Source organism: Flavobacterium sp. Arc2 (assembly GCF_041431385.1).
GTDB lineage: Bacteria > Bacteroidota > Bacteroidia > Flavobacteriales > Flavobacteriaceae > Flavobacterium.
Window position 1 is genome coordinate 140,964 of the sequence record NZ_JASMRH010000003.1, and the last position, 18,860, is coordinate 159,823.

Here is an 18,860-nt window from a genome sequence, read left to right on the forward strand (position 1 = left end):
GAAACTGCTTCATAAATGGAGCAGTTTCTTTTTATATAAAAATGCCTCCAAATAGTGTCTAACTTTTTGGAGGCAGTTTATTAAGCAACAGCTTTTTTAAAACAGAATCAAAAACTATTTTTTTATAAATTTCATCACTTGAACCTCATTGTTTTCATTCAGTGCTTTTACAACATACACTCCATTACTTAAATCACTCACGTTATATTGAGACGATGTAGACTGATTGCCGTTGAAGCTTTTCATCAATTGTCCAGTGACAGAATAAATTTGGACTTTAGAAGCTGCCGTATTTAATGTGAAGTAATTAGTTGCAGGGTTAGGATATAGATAGATTCCATTTTCTTTTTCAAAATTGGCTATAGCCAAATTAGCGACCTTATTACCATATATTCTAAATTCTCCGGCAGGAATACTAATTGCCGCATTAACATCAGTAACAGTAATCGAGGTATTATCCATTAAATTATACCAAGTTCCTGTGTAAGGAAAACCAGTAGGTACATTTTTAGTAGCTAAATCAAAATTAGCTAACACTAAAACATCTTTCAATTGGCTTGAAGCCAATGAACTATTAGTGATTTTAATAGTAGGAGTTAATGATGAACTACTGATGGTTGCAGTCCCTGAAAAAACAGGTTCCTTAATTTTCATCGTAATCATTTTAGCCCAATCGGTATAAATTTTATTTCGATTGTTATCGCCAAGCCAATTGTTCACCCATTGCGGTTGCGGCTTAGTGTCTAATTTACAATCTCCTGAAATAGCATCATCAGAAGTATTTACAGAACCATTGTTGCATGTAAAAATGGAAAGATCCCACCCCAGCTCACCAAAATGATAAATCATCTTTGGTCCCGGAACTAACAATGTCACAGCCCCTAAAGCAGACATTCTGGAAAGTGCAGTAGCTGGTGTTTTTACATTGTATCCATTTAGATTAGCACCATACTGTATGTTTTTATACATTAAGCGCTCCTCATCATGGCTCTCTGCATAACCCATTAATCTATTCTTTGTAAATCCGTGAGCAGTACTATTTATTCTAGAAATGTTATTATCTGAATTATACCCCATGGTCAACTGATTGTATTGTTCAGTCATTTTACCCCACATCATAATCCCTTTGCTAACCGCATCATCAATTCTATAATTCGCCCATTGTTGTTCCTCAGTATCTGTACCTAAATGCTCAAAAATGGTATAGTGTGTAGCGTCCAAACTCCAAGAATAATCTGCATACGTTTTCAATACCGCTACTCTGTCCGCTTGCAATTGATTTGTACAATTATCTTGACCACCAGCAACACTTGAAGGACAGTTTTGAGTAAAACCTTTGGTTAAATCCCAACGCAATCCATCAATTTTATATTCTTCTATCCATTGTTTGACTACTCTTTTTACATAGTTTTGAGTTCTAAGCATCTGATGGTTAAAATCGCTCCCTACATTATAACTGTGCATGGCTTCTGTATTAAAATAAGGATTTTCAGCTGATGGCGAACCCCAACCGTCACCGTCAGGATCATTCATCCACATACGCACCATAGGGTTTCTTCCGAACGCGTGATTTAAAGCAACATCAAGAATTACGGCAATCCCGTTTTGATGACAAACATCTACCAGTTCCTTGAATTTACTCGAAGTTCCATAAAACTTATCCAAAGCCATATGAAAAGAAGTATTGTAACCCCAACTTTCATTACCTTCAAATTCCATTACTGGTAATAATTCGATAGCGTTTATCTTTAGATTTTTGAAATAATCCATTCTATCAATTACACTTTGATAAGTTTTGGCAGCATCAAAATCACGAACCAATAGCTCATAAACCACCAATTTCTCTTTTTCTGGTTTTACAAAATTAGTTGTTGCAGTACTCCATGGATATGGAGTCTGTCCTGTTTGCAAAACAGTAACATCTCTTTGTTGACCTACTGGATAAACAGGTAAATTTGGATACGATAATGCTGGAATATAAGGATCATCATCCGCCGATAATACCAAAGTAGAATAGGGGTCAGCCGTTTTTACCAGTGATGGTGTTCCTGCGATAGGTGTGACATCAACTACCCAATATTGATAGCTATAATTTGTACCTGATATCAATCCAGTTAGTTCTAACCAAAACTTACCTGAGCTAGGATCCTTTTTCATGGCATAGTTAGTATTTGGCTCCCATCCGTTGAAACTTCCCGCTACATAGATAAAATCTTTTAGCGGAGCATCTAAAACTAACGTTGCCTTTGTAGCATCTGCAGTATTATAATTGATACCATCCAATAATCCAGAAGGCATTGCTGCCGGGATTGTACCTGGATTAAGAACCACACTGAATTTTTTGCTAACTGTTGTTGCTCCTTGTGTAACTACCAATTCATAGTTTTGATTAGCGTTTATATTCGTATGGTTATAGCTATAACTTGAAGTGCTGGTATTTGTATTAATACTTACTCCATTAGCCTTTAAATTATAACTGGCATTTCCACTAGTATTATTTGCGACAATATTTAGACTTCCTCCTGAAGAAATAATTGATGAACTATTTTCTGCTGGAGAAGTTAAACTAACTTGAAAAGCTCCTACATTAAAAAAAGTATCTGCTGTTTGCATATTTCCAGCATCATTTCTTAATACCACACAAATTTCAGTGATCGAACTTGAAGTGGGCACGCCAAAATAAGTAAACAAATCTGGTGTTAAATCTAATTTATAAGTTGTTCCAGAAACTAAAGTCAATGTAGGTTGTGTTGCATTAGTTCCCCAAGTCCCTTTGACGTTTTGCCATCTTGTTCCATTAACCGTCAAACCAATATGTGCATATATCGTACCCGTATATGCAGCTAGTGGCGTACCTGTTTTATTGAAATTAAGCGTTACTATTCCACTCGCAATTGCAGGTGATGGAGAAGTGGTAAACTGTGCAAACCCAAAAGATGATATTAGTAAAAATAATAAAGTAATTTTTTTCATAATATTTATTTATTAAATATGGATTTTATTAAAAAAGGGCTATCGAAAAGATAGCCCTTTGAAGTTTAAGATATTATTCTTGATTTGGTATCATTAAATAACTACCGTCTAAATCATTAAAATAAATTATATATTTAGACTTCGCAACAGGAATATTATCCCCTGTTCCTCCTCCTGAGAAAGCTGTTTTACCTCCCCAACTATCATCCCAAAGATTATTTGCTCTGAACTTTGCTTCACCATCATTTAATGTAGTTACTCCTAAAGTCCAACTATGAGCGTCAAAAGCAGATTTTGTCAAAGCAGTTGAAGCATTCCACCCTCCAGCAGTACTACTTCCTATAATACCAACTGTAGTGAAGGTTTTAGTTGTTGTACCAGTATAAGGTACTAATATGTAAGTCAATGCAGTACTGTCAAAAGTAAACTTGTAATACCCAGCAGTAGCGATTGTAAATTCACCCGCATTACCGTTAAGTTCAATAGCTGTAGCACTTGCTTTACCTAATTGAAAATCCCAGCTTCCTTTTTTAGATATTAATTTGAAGTTACCTGCGCCAAAGTATCCTGTAAAAGAGTATTTGTTAGCAGCCGTAGTGATTCTAAACATTGGTTGGTGTTTCGTATCTGCATTATTATCCCATCCTCCTTGAACAGCTGCACCAATTAGATACCAATCTGTAAATGGATAAGCAATTAAACCAGTATAAGAATTAACCAAAATAGTTAATGGCTTTGCAGAAGTCATTATTTCACCACCTGCTAAGCTTGAGATCACTTTTACATCAAAAGAGCTCGCTACTCCTGCAACACCACCTAATTCAACAACGGCTTGATTTAATGTTTTAACACTTACTTCAACTTGTGTCGCACCAGCAGTTCCACCTAATTCAATTGCTTTTTTAAAGTCACCGCCTTTAACATCAATCATTAGTTTATATCCTATCTGAACATCTCCACCGTATGTAGCTGCTGACCAAACAAAACGTTCCGCTACCTTTTCAGCATTAACTTCTACTAAAGTGTATAATTTATCATTTTGTGGCGCCACTAGTTCTGGAGTTTCTATTCCTTGAATTACTGGTCTATCTTGAACGTCTTCAACACTACAAGACAAAGCAACTACTGCAAATAAAGCAATTATTGATTTTGTTATATTTTTCATTTTTATAAATTTTTAAAATTATTAGTATCCAGGGTTTTGTATTAATTTACTATTTGATGCTAGGGCTGTTGCAGGAATTGGGAATAAATCTCTGTAAGACTGTGTTGGAGATCCTCCGGCCACATTTCCTTTCCAAGGCCATAAATAACTTCCTCCAGAAAATTTACCAAAACGAATTAAATCCGTTCTTCTGTGTCCTTCCCAGTGTAATTCTCTAGCTCTTTCGTCAAGAATAAAGTTCAAATTAAGATCCCCTTGAGTTACTGCCGCACCTTTAGCTCTCGTTCTTAAAGCATTCATGTATGTTGTGGCAGTTGCTAAACTTCCACCCGCACCTCTTACAGCACATTCTGCATACATTAAATAAGCATCTGCCAAACGGAAAATAGGAAAATCTGAATCTGAAAAATCCCCAGACTTATCAGAACCCTGTACTCCGTTTACAGTCACATTTCTAAACTTTTGAATAGCGTACCCATCAGTAAAAGTCCCTATATCCTTAATTTCTTTAGTTTGTCCTTCTGTATAAAACTGTCCACGTCTATCAGTTGTATTCGCAGTAAACTTATCTACAAATGCTGCAGTAGTTCTGATACCAGCCCAACCACCATTGATTCCAAATTCAGCTGCTTTCATGCTTCCACCTACTGGTGCATGCGTTAAGAAAGTAGTTCCACCATAAGTTTGTGTACGAAGACCATCAAATGCGATAGCAAAAATAAATTCGTTTTGCGCACCATTTTTATCATTATCAGCAAGAAACAACTGATTGTAATTGTTGTGCAATGAATAAGATGAACCAACAATTTTTGTAATTAATGGTACAGCAGCTGCGTAATTATCAGTACCGATATACACTTTTGCATTCATATACAATTTAGCTTGTAACATCCAGGCAGCGGCCTGATCTACACGATAAGCCTCATTTGTTTTTGGCGCTTTCATTAACGGAGTAATAGCAGTTAACTCTTCATCAACAAATTTGTACAATTCAGCTCTTGTTGCATATTCTGGGTAAAAGAAAGTACTAGGAGAATCTTCAGTAACCAATGAACCACCTCCAAATGTATCAATCAAATGCCAGTACGTCATTGCTCTCAAGAAACGAGCTTCAGCTCTATAAACAGCAATTTCTGCTTTTAATGCAGCATCTATTCCTCTAGCAGCCAATTTCTCATCAGTAGTCTGACGCAAAAATTCGTTACAGTTTACAATTTGAAAAGAGAAACGAGCAAAAGTTGCATTAATAAAACTATCCGAAGAACTCCATGTTTGAGAATGGAAATCTTTAATAGACCCATCATTCCACCCAATAACTGCTTCGTCAGTTGTCAATTCTTGCATCATCCAATACCCTCTCACATATTGACTTGTTCCCTCATCAATGCCTGAAATATCTCCTTTTCCTGCAGGACCTTGTTGACCTGATGTAGCAAAACCAGCATATAGTTTTGCTAAATTTTGTTTGTACGATTCCGGCGAGCTAAAAAACTCCTCACCTGGAACTGAATCTCCTTTATCTGGAGATTGGACTAAATCATTTGTACATGATGGAAAAGTAAGCACCAGCAGGAACAAAGAAACACCCAATAATCGTTTATATATATTTTTCATTTTTCTTATTATTTGTATTAGAAATTAACGTTCAAACCTAACGTAAAAGTAATTGGTCTAGGGTATAAATTTTTATCAATACCACCAGAGATCTCAGGGTCTAAGCCATCATAATTGGTTATTACCAAAATATTTTGAGCAGCCAATGTTAATTTAACCAATGACGTAGCATTTTCTTTTTGATTAAAAGTATAGCCTACACTTACATTGTCCAATCTAATAAATGAAGCATCTTGTACGTAATAATCAGAGTGTAATTGAAAATTATCCGAATTAACAAAACCAGTTTCTAAAAGATTAGCAACACCATTGCTTAAATCAGTACTTCTAGTTAAAACACTGTTGTAAACTCCTTTATTAGAATCGATATTGTTATAATTATAATTACCCCATGATCCTCTCCAGTTCATTCCCATATCCCAGTTTTTATAAGATATGCTTGTGTTGAATGCATAAAACACATCAGCAGCTGGTTTATGAAAACGGTATTTATCATCACTATTAATGATACCATCTTTATTTCTGTCAATAAAAACCCCCTCAAGTGGTTTTCCATCAGCTCCATAAGCTTGTTCGTAAACAAAAAATGAACTTGGTGCATAACCTACTTGATGACTTTGGATATAATTTCCTGTACCGCCATCAATACCTCCTACATCAGTAATACCTGGAGTATTGTCTTGAGTCGTTGTTAACTTAGTGATTTCAGAATTTTGAAAAGTAACGTTTCCACCAACAGTCCATTGGAAATTCTCATTTCTTACAGGAATTACTTCTGCAGCTAACTCAAGTCCTTTGTTATCAATTGTTCCAATATTATAATTATCTTGGTTAGAGAAACCAAAGAAAGATGGATTGTAAGTATACAATAATAAATCTTTGGTAGTTCTTTGATACGCATCAACGCTACCCGTAAATCTATTGTTAAACAATCCAAAATCAACACCTACATTTGCAGTTGTTGTTTGTTCCCATTTTAAATTGCTATTGTAGGCCTCTGGTCTATATGTTGTATAATATGTATCCCCTAATTGATATTGAGCAGAACTATTAGACGCCAAGTACAAAGGAATAGACGGATATGAGTTACCAATATTTTGTTGTCCAGTAATACCCCATCCACCTCTAAGTTTCAAAGTAGAGATACTAGCTACATCTTTTAAGAAGTTCTCTTCGTTTAACTTCCAACCCACAGCAACTGCCGGGAAGTTTGACCATCTGAAGTCTTCAGTAAATCTTGATGTCCCATCTCTTCTATAAGATAAGGTTAGCAAATATTTGTCTGCAATTGTAATGTTAGTTCTGGCAAAGAATGATTGTAAGTTAATACGTGTTGGTGTAGATAGCTCCACATTAGTAACACCTCTTTCCACATTGTAAGAAGATTTATTTTTTGATTCTTTAAAATCTTGATAAGTATACCCTCCTGTTACATCAAACTGTGTATCAATTGCATCTACTTTTTTATTGTAGTTTAAATATAAATCCATTAACTTATTGTCACGAGACTCTATATTTTCATACGTATTGCCATATCCTGAACCCGATAATCCATTACGATAATCTAACGCATTATCTCCATATCCTCTACCACTCATTTGATCATAACCAAAGTTAGCTACCGCTTTTAACTCTGGAAAGAAATGCAACTTATAATCAAACTGAATGTTTCCAATGCTTCTATAAAAACTACCATAGTTGTTTTGTTGTTCAATTTGAGAAACTGGATTAACTCCTGCTAATGAATTTATTTCATCTCCTTCATCACCTTGTTTATACCATTGAAAATAAGTTCCATCAGCATTTTTTACTGGTTGCGAAGGGTCAAAGCTAACTGCTCCACCAATAGCACCATTAGTACTATAATTACTTTTTATTAGCGATGTATTATTATTGATTTCAATTTTCAAATGTTTATCAAAGAAATTCCCTGTTACATTAGCTCCAAGAGTACTTCTTTCCATGTTGTCTCTTTTTAAGATACCATTTAGATTCGCATATCCAACAGACGCTCTATATACTACGTTATCAGTACCACCGCTTAATGCGATATTGTGATCTGTACCAATAGCAGTTCTATAAATCTCATCTTGCCAATCTGTGTCAGCAGTACCTACAAGTGCTTGTTGAGCTGCATTTCCATTAGCCGCAACAAAATCTTTAAATTGTGTACTAGATAACGCATCCACTTTACTGGTAATTTCAGATACTTGAAGATTTCCATTATAACTTACTTGTAATTCACCTGATTTACCTTTTTTAGTAGTAATAATAATTACCCCATTTGAAGCACGTGATCCGTAAATAGCAGTAGCCGAAGCATCCTTTAATACTGAAATCGATTCAATATTATTTTGATTAATGGTACCTAATGGGTTTTTACCACCTTCAACACCTCCACTAGCCACTGGAACACCATCAATAACATATAATGGATCATTACTCGCTGATAATGAAGATCCACTTCTAATTCTAATAACCGGATCAACTCCTGGAGAACCTCCCCCGTTGATGATTTGCAAACCTGCTACTTTCCCTTGAATCATTTGATCTGCAGAAGTCACTGGTCCTTTATTAAAATCTTTCGATGTCAATACGGTTACTGCTCCTGTAGCATCTTTTTTCTTAACGGTACCATAACCCACTTGGATTACTACTTCACTTAATTGATTTGCATCTTCTTCTAATGAAACCGTTACTGATTTTTGACCATCATAGTTAATGACTGTGTTTTTGTATCCAATGAAAGAAAAAACGATTTTAGAACCTTTCTTAGCATTTGGCAATTGAAACTTTCCATCAAAATCCGTTGAAACGCCATTTGTGCTACCTTGTACATTTACATTTACTCCCGGAATGGGCTGCCCTGATGACTTATCAAGAACAGTTCCACTAAGAGTATTCTGAGCCAGAATACTAAAAGGCAGTAATAGTAATAAAAATAACAACTTTTTATAAATTGTTTTCATACTTTTTGTTTAAATTAATTTTTTTTTTGAGTTGTGTTTTTAACATTTAATTTTACTTCGAATGCTAAATTTATATAAATTTTAACAGCCTCAACACGGACTCTATTATATTAGTTTACGAAAACGTGATAGTGTTGAAAACTTTCTCATTTATGTAAATTTTTAGGGGTTAAATTGTCATTAATCAAAACAAATTCTATCTTTATTACGAAAATAATTTTTATCAATATTACAATTATGTAATCGCCAGTAACAAAAAATTTGATGCAAGCAAGCACCAAAAAATAAAAAAGCGATACCACATATAATCACTAAAAAACAAAGTCTAACTATATGAAAAGAAAAGTAACGCTTAAACAAATTGCTAAAGAACTTGACGTTTCAATCTCTACAGTTTCAAAATCATTAAGAAACAGCTTAGAAATAGGAGAAGACACCCGACTAAAAGTGCAGGCTTTTGCCAAATTTTACAACTACAGACCCAACAATATTGCCCTAAGTTTAAAGAACCGAAAAACAAAAACCATAGGAATTATTATACCAGAGATTGTCCATTATTTTTTCTCCACGGTCATCAATGGAATAGAACAAGTGGCTAATGAAAACGGCTACAGTGTAATTATAACCCTATCTGACGATTCTTTTGATAAAGAAGTCCTTAATATGGAAATGCTGGCTAATGGAAGCATTGATGGATTCATTATGTCATTATCAAAAGAAACCCAATTTAAAGGTGATTATCACCATATCACAGAAGTTATCGATCAGGGTATGCCCGTGGTTATGTTTGATAGAGTTTCTAATGAAATCCTGTGCGACAAGGTGATTATTGACGATAAGCTTGCAGCGTATGAAGCCGTTCAAAGCCTTATCGACAAAGACCGAAAAAAAATAGCCTTAGTTACCACAGTTGACTATGTAAGTGTAGGTAAGCTAAGAACCGATGGTTATACAAAAGCTTTATTAGACAATGGACTCCCTTTTAATGAGGACCTAATCATTAAAATTGAAGACGTTGACACTTGCGAAATCATCATTGGTAAATTACTGGAGGAAAAAGCAATAGATGCCATTTTTGCTGTAAACGAACTTTTTGCTGTCACTTGTATAAAAGCCGCAAATAAAATGGGCTTGAACGTTCCTAAAGACCTAGCTGTAATTGCATTTACAGATGGAATTATTTCTAAATACTCTACTCCTACTATTACCACCGTGAGCCAAAGCGGTAAAAAAATGGGAAATAAAGCGGCAAAAATGCTTATTGACAGATTAGAGTCAGAGAATGAACATCTAGAAGAAGAAAATTATAAAACTGAAGTTATTGAAACCCATCTTATTGAAAGAGAATCAACCAATTAATATATGAAGTGAAAAATAGGAAGTTAGAAGGAAAGTGTTCCGCTAAAACCTCCTATTTCTAACTTCTTATCGCTAACCTTTAACCTCCGCACTCCTTCCACTTTCCTTTTTTTCCTATTTTATTCATTACTACAACCTTGTAGTGAAAAAAGTTGCTTTTAATTCCCCTCTAAAAAATAAAACATTAAAATTAATTTTTATATTTACCCCGTCAATACTTTTACTTTTACTTCGAAAAATAAGTTTAGTTTTGATAAGCACAGCGCTTATCGTTAATATATAAATTACGATAATGGAAAAGCGTAAATTAAGTTTCTGGCAAATTTGGAACATGAGTTTCGGATTTCTGGGAATTCAAATGGGTTTTGCCTTGCAAAATTCAAACGTCAGTAGAATATTTCAGACTTTAGGTGCCAGTATTGATGACATTCCTATTTTATGGGTGGCCGCTCCTATGACCGGATTAATTATCCAACCCATAATTGGCTATTTTTCAGACAGGACCTGGACAAAATTAGGACGAAGAAAACCTTACTTTTTAGCAGGTGCAATTTTAGCTTCGGCAGCATTATTTATAATGCCCAACTCTCCTGTTTTATGGTTTGCAGCTGGAATGCTCTGGATTATGGACGCATCTATCAATGTTTCGATGGAACCATTTCGTGCTTTCGTTGGAGACAATCTTCCAGAAAAACAACGAACCATGGGATTTGCCATGCAAAGTTTTTTTATTGGAATTGGAGCCTACTTCGCATCAAAACTGCCATTAATCTTTACCTATTTCGGAGTTCAAAACACTGCTCCTCTTGGTATCATTCCTGATTCAGTTAAATATTCCTTCTACTTTGGTGGAGTCGTATTTATTGCAACTGTTCTATGGACTGTTATCACTTCTAAAGAATATTCTCCTGAAGAACTAGAAGCTTTTGAAAAACACAAAGAAACCACATTCATAAAAGAAGAACATTCTGCTGAGTGGTTTGTAACTAACGGACAATCCCATTTAACTAAAGGAATTTTATTCCTAGTGGTGAGCGCATTATTTTCAGCATTGATTTATGAATACGATTTAAAGAAAGACTTGTACGTTCTATCACTAGGACTTATAGGTTTAGGAGGATTGGCAATGTTAGTTTCTGGCATGATGCAAAAAAACAATACAACAGACAATGGATTTGTGACCATCATGAATGATTTTCAGTTTATGCCAAAAATCATGAAACAACTGGCATGGGTTCAATTCTTTTCTTGGTTTGCACTTTTCTCCATGTGGATTTACACGACTCTTGCAGTTACGCAACATATTTACGGAACTACAGATACTACATCTGAAGCGTATAATACTGGTGCAAATCAAGTAGGTGAAATGTTTGCTAATTATAATTTAATTGCTGCAATTGCCGCTTTTCTACTACCGGTATTAGCCAAATATACCAGTACTAAATTCACGCATTTTGTTGCATTAGTCTGCGGTGGACTGGGTCTTATATCCATATACTTCATTCAGGAACCAACTGTTTTTATGATGGAATGGCTTCCAATGATCGGTGTTGGAATTGCATGGGCAAGTATTCTGTCTATACCCTACGCAATGTTATCCGGTTCATTACCTTCTAACAAAATGGGCTATTACATGGGAGTTTTTAACTTCTTTATCGTAATCCCACAATTAGTGGCTGCATCTATTTTAGGATTTTTAGTTTCTAAATTTTTTAACAGCGAACCTATTTATGCTCTTTTAATTGGTGGAGTCTCGATGATTCTTGCCGGAATTATTTCTCTGACCATTAATGACGAATCAAAAATTATAATAAATGAATAAGAAAGCATTCATCTTCGACCTTGACGGAGTAATTGTTGACACCGCCAGATATCATTTCTTAGCGTGGCAAAAAATTGCAAATGAATTACAAATTGATTTCACATTAGAAAACAACGAGCTATTAAAAGGCGTAAGTCGAGTACGCTCTCTAGATATTATTTTAGGATTAGGAAACGTGGAAGCTTCGCAAGAAGACAAAAACAGATGGCTAATTGAGAAAAATGAAGAATACTTATCCTATTTAATCGATATGGATCAAAGTGAATTATTACCAGGTGTTTTATCAATGTTACAATACTTGAAAGAAAAAAATCAACCAATTGCCTTGGGATCAGCCAGCAAAAATGCTAGACCTATTTTGGAAAAAACTGGAATAAGACATTATTTTGATGCTATAGTGGATGGAAATGATGTTACTAATGCTAAACCAGATCCAGAAGTGTTCTTGATTGCGGCCAAACTATTAGGTACAAGTCCTGAGAACTCTATTGTTTTTGAAGACTCTGTAGCAGGAGTTCAAGCAGCAAATATTGGAAAAATGACAAGCATTGGAATCGGGGAAGAATCTGTTTTATATGAAGCAAAATACATATTTAAGGATTTCAACCATATAGATAGGAGTTTCATTGAAGGATTAATTAATTAATAAACAGATTAAATAAAGAGAAACAAGAGGTAATAGAAACTGTCGTCTATTTTCAACAACTGTAAACTTCTAAACCTTATACTTTTTAAACTTTAAACAAAAGAAAAGAATGAACCAAGATTATATAAAACCAGACAATTGGTCCATCATTGAAGAAGGATTTGATGCAGAAAGCGTAAAATCTTCTGAAAGCCTTTTTAGCATTGGTAATGGTGCGATGGGACAACGTGCCAATTTTGAAGAAAATTATACAGGTGAAACTTTCCAAGGAAGTTATATTGCGGGAATTTATTATCCAGATAAAACCAAAGTAGGATGGTGGAAAAATGGCTATCCAGAATATTTTGCCAAAGTATTAAATGCGCCAAACTGGATTGGAATTGAAATCGAAATAAACGATGAAACTTTCGACCTCAATACCTGCACCGAAATAAAAAACTTCCGTCGTGAATTGAATATGAAAGAAGGTTGGTACAGCCGTTCTTTTGAAGCAAAATTAAAAAACGGAACTGAAATCGCTGTGAATGTGGTGCGTTTTCTTGCTTTAGATTTAGACGAAGTGGGTATTATCAATTATGAAATCACTCCTTTAAATAAAGATGCAAAAATCGTATACAAACCCTATATTGATGCTGGTGTTACTAACGAAGACGCTAACTGGGATGAAAAATTCTGGGAACCGCTTGAAGTAAAACACACCGGTAACGAAGCATTTGTAACTGCACAAACGTTTAAAACGCATTTTAAAGTGACTACTTTTATGCAAAATAGCATTTTAGAAAACGGTAAGAACTTAAACCTTTCACCTACAAATTTTAATACCACGACTGATAAGATCCAGAGTATTTATGCAGTAATTGTAGCAAAAGGAAAAACCTCTTCTATTCAAAAAATAGGTGGATACACTGTTTCTTTAAACCACAGCAATACACAATCTGCAGCTGAGAAAGCAATTCAAGCGGCATTAGCAAAAGGATATAATCAATTATTGGAAGACCAAATTGCTGCTTGGGCAAAAATTTGGGAGATGTCTGACATCACTATTGAAGGGGACGTAAAAGCACAACAAGGAATTCGTTTCAATATTTTTCAATTAAACCAAACGTATTTAGGTAAGGACAGCCGATTGAATATTGGTCCAAAAGGATTCACTGGCGAAAAATATGGAGGATCAACTTATTGGGATACCGAAGCCTATTGCATTCCGTTTTATATGGCAACAAAAGATCAGCAAGTTGCACGGAATCTTTTGACGTACCGCTACAACCAATTGGACAAAGCAATTGAAAATGCGCAAAACAATCTAGGTTTTAAAGACGGAGCTGCTCTCTACCCTATGGTAACTATGAATGGTGAAGAGTGCCATAATGAATGGGAAATCACACATGAAGAAATTCATAGAAATGGCGCGATCGCTTTTGCTATTTTTAACTACCACCGTTTTACTGGTGATTACTCTTATATTCCTGAAAAAGGATTAGAAGTTCTAATTGCCATTGCACGTTTCTGGCACCAAAGAGCTAATTTCTCTAAAGACAAAAATCAATATGTAATCTTAGGAGTTACTGGACCCAATGAATATGAAAACAACATAAACAATAATTTCTACACAAACTATATTGCAAAATGGTGTATTGATTATACGTATGAACAACTTCAGAAAGTTTCATTAGAATTCCCGTCAGATCACAAACGAATTATTGAGAAAACAAAACTGGCTGAATCTGAATTGAAAGAATGGAAAAAAGTAGCTGACAACATGTATTTTCCGGTTTCTAAAGAACTAGGTGTATACTTGCAACAAGATGGCTTTTTAGACAAAGATTTAGTTCCAGTAAAAGATTTGGATCCGGCACAACGACCAATTAACCAAAAATGGTCTTGGGACAGAGTATTACGTTCTCCTTATATCAAACAAGCTGATGTATTGCAGTGCTTTTACTTCTTTGAGGAACATTTCTCTAAAGAAGAATTGAAACGCAACTTCGAATTTTATGAATCCTTTACCGTTCATGAAAGTTCACTTTCTCCATGTGTGCATTCTATACAAGCGGCTTCATTAGACAAGATGGACATGGCTTATACTTTTTACTTACGAACATCACGTTTAGATCTAGATGATTATAACAAAGAGGTTGAAGAAGGCTGTCATATCACCTCTATGGCTGGAACTTGGATGAGTATTGTTGAAGGTTTTGGCGGAATGAGAGTCAAAAACGACACTCTTAGTTTTTCTCCAAAAATTCCAAAAGAATGGGAAGGATATTCCTTTAAAATCAATTTTAGAAATCAAATTATAACAGTGGCAATCACTCATGTTGAAACTACATTTTCAGTAGATGGAACTAAAGATTTAGCCATTTTAGTGAACGAAAAAAAGATTACGGTATCGCCAAATAGTCCGATTGCTGTACCTCAAAATTAATTGTAAAGAACTTGTAGACAACTCTTTCATTTAATTACAAGTCCTCTGTGGCTAACAAACAATCCCAATATTCATTGGGATTGTTCAATTAGTTTAAGTTGTACTTTAAAACTATATAGCAATACAGCGACAATAACCCACACATTTCAAGTGGCACTATTCTCTAGTTTAATTGCTTTAAAAAATTTAATAGTAATCATTATGTGCATAAATATGAATAAATTTACCTCGATTTCAATGGGAAACTCCTCTTTTATAAAAATCATTCCCTTAATCCTTTTTTTTATGTCCCTTACCACAAACGCACAAATCGACAGGGTCGAACCTCCTTTCTGGTATGCCGGAATGCACAATCCAGAATTACAGATTATGTTTTACGGTAAAAATATAGCGCAATATGACGTCACAGCTTCTAACTCTATTGCCATCACTGAGCTAAAAAAAACAGAAAACCCGAATTATTTATTTGTTACCATTAATACTAAAAATGTAAGTGCCACCGAAATCATCTTTTCGTTCAGAAATAAAAATCAAATTGCTTTTACACACAAGTACGCGCTGAAGAAAAGAAGAGAAAAATCAGCAGAACGCAAAAGCTTTGACGCATCTGATATGCTATATCTTATAATGCCAGATCGTTTTGCTAATGGCAACCCACAAAATGATAGCAATAGTACAACTGTAGAAAAATACAATCGTGATTTACCTGGTGGAAGACACGGTGGAGACATTCAAGGGATCATAAAAAACTTAGATTACATTTCTTCTCTTGGAGCGACGGCAATCTGGAGTACGCCATTATGCGAGGATGACGACAAAGCCTTTTCCTATCATACCTATGCACAATCTGATGTATATAAAATTGACCCCCGTTATGGAACTAATGATGATTATGTGCGTTTATCATCTGAGATGCATAAAAAAGACATGAAACTAGTAATGGACTATGTTACTAATCACTGGGGAATTGAACATTGGATGATGAAGGATTTACCCACACACGACTGGATTCATCAATTTGAAAACTATACACAAACAAATCACAAACGCTCTACGATAAGCGACATTAACGCTTCAAAAATAGACACAAAGGTTTGTCTTGACGGTTGGTTTGTTCCCTCGATGCCTGATTTAAACCAATCAAATCCTTTGGTATTAAACTACCTCAAACAAAATGCTATTTGGTGGATTGAGTATGCAGATCTAGACGGTTTCAGAGTCGATACGTATAACTATTCTGACCCTGCCGGAATTGCATCGTGGACAAAATCCATCACCGATGAATACCCAAATTTCAACATTGTAGGAGAAATATGGATGCACGATCAGGCTCAAATGGCCTATTGGCAAAAAGACAGTAAAATTGGCGCTATACAAAACTACAATTCGTACTTACCAAGTGTTATGGACTTTACGTTACACGATGCCATTGGTACCGTTTTCAATGAAGATGACGGAACTTGGGACAATGGAATGGTAAAAGTCTACGACAATTTTGCTAATGATTTTTTATATCCCAACATCAATAGCATCATGGTTTTTGCCGAAAATCATGATACCAGCCGAATTAATCACGTATATCAAAATGATTTTAGAAAATACCAAATGACCATGGCTTTAATAGCGACTGTCCGCGGGATACCGCAATTGTACTATGGCAGCGAAATAGGAATGAGCGGCGACAAAGACAAAGGCGATGCTGACATACGTCAAGATTTTCCCGGAGGCTGGTCTGGCGATAAAAACAATGCTTTCACTAAAGAAGGTCGAACTGTTGATCAAAATGAATATTTTGACTTTACTTCTAAATTGTTCCAATGGAGAAAAACAAATGAAGCAGTACATTTTGGAAAAATGACGCATTACATTCCTGAAAACAATGTCTACGTCTATTTTAGATATACTGACAAGAAAACGGTTATGATCATAATAAACAATAGCAACGAAAATCAAACGATGAATACAGCCCGTTTTAAGGAAAACATAAAAGACTTTACAACCGCGAAAAATATTTTAACAGATTTATCTTTCGAAATCTCTACAGAAATTAGTTTGGAAGCAAAGTCAGTTGTAATTTTAGAATTAAAATAAAGCACATCAAAACTGATGTAACAAACACATCACAAAAATCAGTTCAACAATAATGAAAAAATATTCAAGCGTAGTACTACTGTTAACCTTATCTTTCTTTGTGAGCTGTACCACAACGCAACCACTCGCAGAAAAAACAACCAGAAAAAAAGTGCCCTTTGTTTGGGAAGCGGCTTCTGTCTATTTCTTAATGACAGATCGATTCAATAATGGAGACAAAACAAACGATCTCAATTTTGACCGGACAAAAACTGCTGGAAAACTGCGTGGTTTTGAAGGAGGCGATATCAAGGGAATCACAAAAAAAATTGACGAAGGTTATTTCGATAAATTAGGAATCAATGCTATTTGGTTTACACCAATAGTGGAACAAATTCATGATGCTGTAGATGAAGGAAGCGGTTTAAGTTATGGATTTCATGGTTATTGGGCTAAAGATTGGACGGCATTGGATCCTAACTTTGGAACAAAAGCAGACTTGGCAAACTTAGTTAAAAAAGCACATGCGCACGGAATTAGAATTGTTCTGGACGGCGTAATCAATCATACTGGACCCGTTACAGATATAGATGTTGCATGGCCAAATTACTGGGTGCGTACCAGTCCTGTTTGTGATTATAAAAATTATCAAAATACTACTGCCTGTACATTGGTTGCTAACCTTCCAGACATTAGAACAGAGAGTACACAAAATGTTGACCTCCCTCCTTTTTTGATCGAAAAATGGAAAAAAGAAGGACGTTACGACCAGGAAATGAAAGAATTGGATGCGTTCTTCAAACGAACTGGCTACCCCAAGACACCTCGTTATTATATCATCAAATGGTTAACGGATTATATTACTGAATATGGAATCGACGGATACCGTGCCGATACAGTAAAACACACTGAAGAAAGTGTTTGGGCTGATTTCAAAACACAAAGCGACTATGCCTTTGCCACTTGGAAGAAAAACAATCCAACAAAAGTCTTAGACAATAATCCTTTTTACACCATTGCCGAAGTATACAATTATAATATCAGTGCTGGGAAAAATTTTGATTTTGGAGACAAAAAGGTAAATTATTTCGAAAATGGTTTTAACAACATGATCAATTTTGAGTTTAAATATGACGCTCAAAAAGACTATGAATTTATATTCTCAAAATATTCCAAAATCCTAAACGGCGAGTTGAAAGGATATAGTGTTTTGAATTATTTATCGTCTCATGATGATGGTGGTCCATTTGACGCAAAAAGAACCAAAACTATTGAAGCGGGAACAAAACTATTACTTTCTCCAGGAGTTGCGCAAGTGTATTACGGTGATGAAAGTGCCCGTCCTTTAGTCATTGAAGGAACACAAGGTGATGCAACCTTACGTTCATTTATGAACTGGAATGAAATTAAAGTCAATCCTGAAGTTAAAAAGACACTAGCCCATTGGAGAAAACTGGGGAAATTTCGCAAAAACCACCCTGCTATCGGTGCTGGTGTACACAAAGAAATTTCAGCGCAGCCTTATACTTTTTCAAGAACGTATTCTAAAGGAACCTACAATGATCAGGTCTTAATTGGGTTAGATTTACCTATCGGTAAAAAAGTGCTAGAAGTGTCAGCTGTATTTGCAGATGGAACCCGAGTTAGAGATGCTTATTCTGGAAAAACCGCTGAAGTATCTAAAGGTAGAATTAAAATAAAAACTGATTTCGATATCGTATTATTGGAAAAAAGATAAAAATACATTGTTATACAAAAAGCACGAATCGATTCCGGTTCGTGCTTTTTTATTTATGTTACCTTTGTAAAAAATCAAT

Annotated in this window: 10 protein-coding genes; 6 read left to right on the forward strand and 4 right to left on the reverse strand. The window is 35.1% G+C overall.

The window, feature by feature from the left end:
• Positions 1 to 114 precede the first annotated feature (114 nt).
• From QO182_RS02980 to QO182_RS02995, 4 genes are all read right to left on the reverse strand, one after another.
• A complete protein-coding gene (locus tag QO182_RS02980) occupies positions 115 to 2,973 on the reverse strand; it encodes an alpha-amylase family glycosyl hydrolase (RefSeq protein WP_371559862.1) in 2,859 nt (952 codons plus the stop codon).
• 73 nt (positions 2,974 to 3,046) lie between these two features.
• The gene (locus QO182_RS02985) at positions 3,047 to 4,138 is read right to left on the reverse strand and encodes a SusE domain-containing protein (RefSeq protein ID WP_371559865.1); all 1,092 of its coding nucleotides are present in this window, start codon (positions 4,136 to 4,138) and stop codon (positions 3,047 to 3,049) included.
• Between the two features lie 21 nt (positions 4,139 to 4,159).
• Positions 4,160 to 5,752 carry a RagB/SusD family nutrient uptake outer membrane protein gene (locus QO182_RS02990; protein WP_371541542.1) on the reverse strand — a complete coding sequence of 531 codons (1,593 nt, stop codon included), beginning with the start codon at positions 5,750 to 5,752 and terminating at the stop codon, positions 4,160 to 4,162.
• 17 nt (positions 5,753 to 5,769) lie between these two features.
• Positions 5,770 to 8,721 (reverse strand): SusC/RagA family TonB-linked outer membrane protein, encoded by a 2,952-nt coding sequence (locus QO182_RS02995; RefSeq protein ID WP_371559867.1) that lies wholly within the window; start codon positions 8,719 to 8,721, stop codon positions 5,770 to 5,772.
• A gap of 333 nt (positions 8,722 to 9,054) precedes the next feature.
• Between QO182_RS02995 and QO182_RS03000 the strand changes: the two genes are divergently transcribed.
• The 6 genes from QO182_RS03000 to QO182_RS03025 all read left to right on the forward strand — a co-directional run bounded on the left by QO182_RS03000 (position 9,055) and on the right by QO182_RS03025 (position 18,781).
• On the forward strand, positions 9,055 to 10,080 hold the full coding sequence (locus QO182_RS03000; RefSeq protein WP_371559869.1) for a LacI family DNA-binding transcriptional regulator: 1,026 nt from the start codon (positions 9,055 to 9,057) through the stop codon (positions 10,078 to 10,080).
• 292 nt (positions 10,081 to 10,372) lie between these two features.
• Entirely contained in the window at positions 10,373 to 11,902 is a 1,530-nt protein-coding gene (locus tag QO182_RS03005; protein ID WP_371541549.1) for an MFS transporter, read from the forward strand.
• Positions 11,895 to 12,548 carry a beta-phosphoglucomutase gene (gene pgmB / locus QO182_RS03010; protein WP_371559871.1) on the forward strand — a complete coding sequence of 218 codons (654 nt, stop codon included), beginning with the start codon at positions 11,895 to 11,897 and terminating at the stop codon, positions 12,546 to 12,548. Before QO182_RS03005 ends, pgmB begins: the two co-directional genes overlap by 8 nt.
• Positions 12,549 to 12,657: 109 nt before the next feature.
• Entirely contained in the window at positions 12,658 to 14,973 is a 2,316-nt protein-coding gene (locus QO182_RS03015; protein ID WP_371559873.1) for a glycoside hydrolase family 65 protein, read from the forward strand.
• Positions 14,974 to 15,186: 213 nt separating this feature from the next.
• The gene (locus QO182_RS03020) at positions 15,187 to 17,064 is read left to right on the forward strand and encodes a glycoside hydrolase family 13 protein (RefSeq protein WP_371559875.1); all 1,878 of its coding nucleotides are present in this window, start codon (positions 15,187 to 15,189) and stop codon (positions 17,062 to 17,064) included.
• A gap of 52 nt (positions 17,065 to 17,116) precedes the next feature.
• On the forward strand, positions 17,117 to 18,781 hold the full coding sequence (locus QO182_RS03025) for an alpha-amylase family glycosyl hydrolase (RefSeq protein WP_371541561.1): 1,665 nt from the start codon (positions 17,117 to 17,119) through the stop codon (positions 18,779 to 18,781).
• Positions 18,782 to 18,860: the final 79 nt, after the last annotated feature.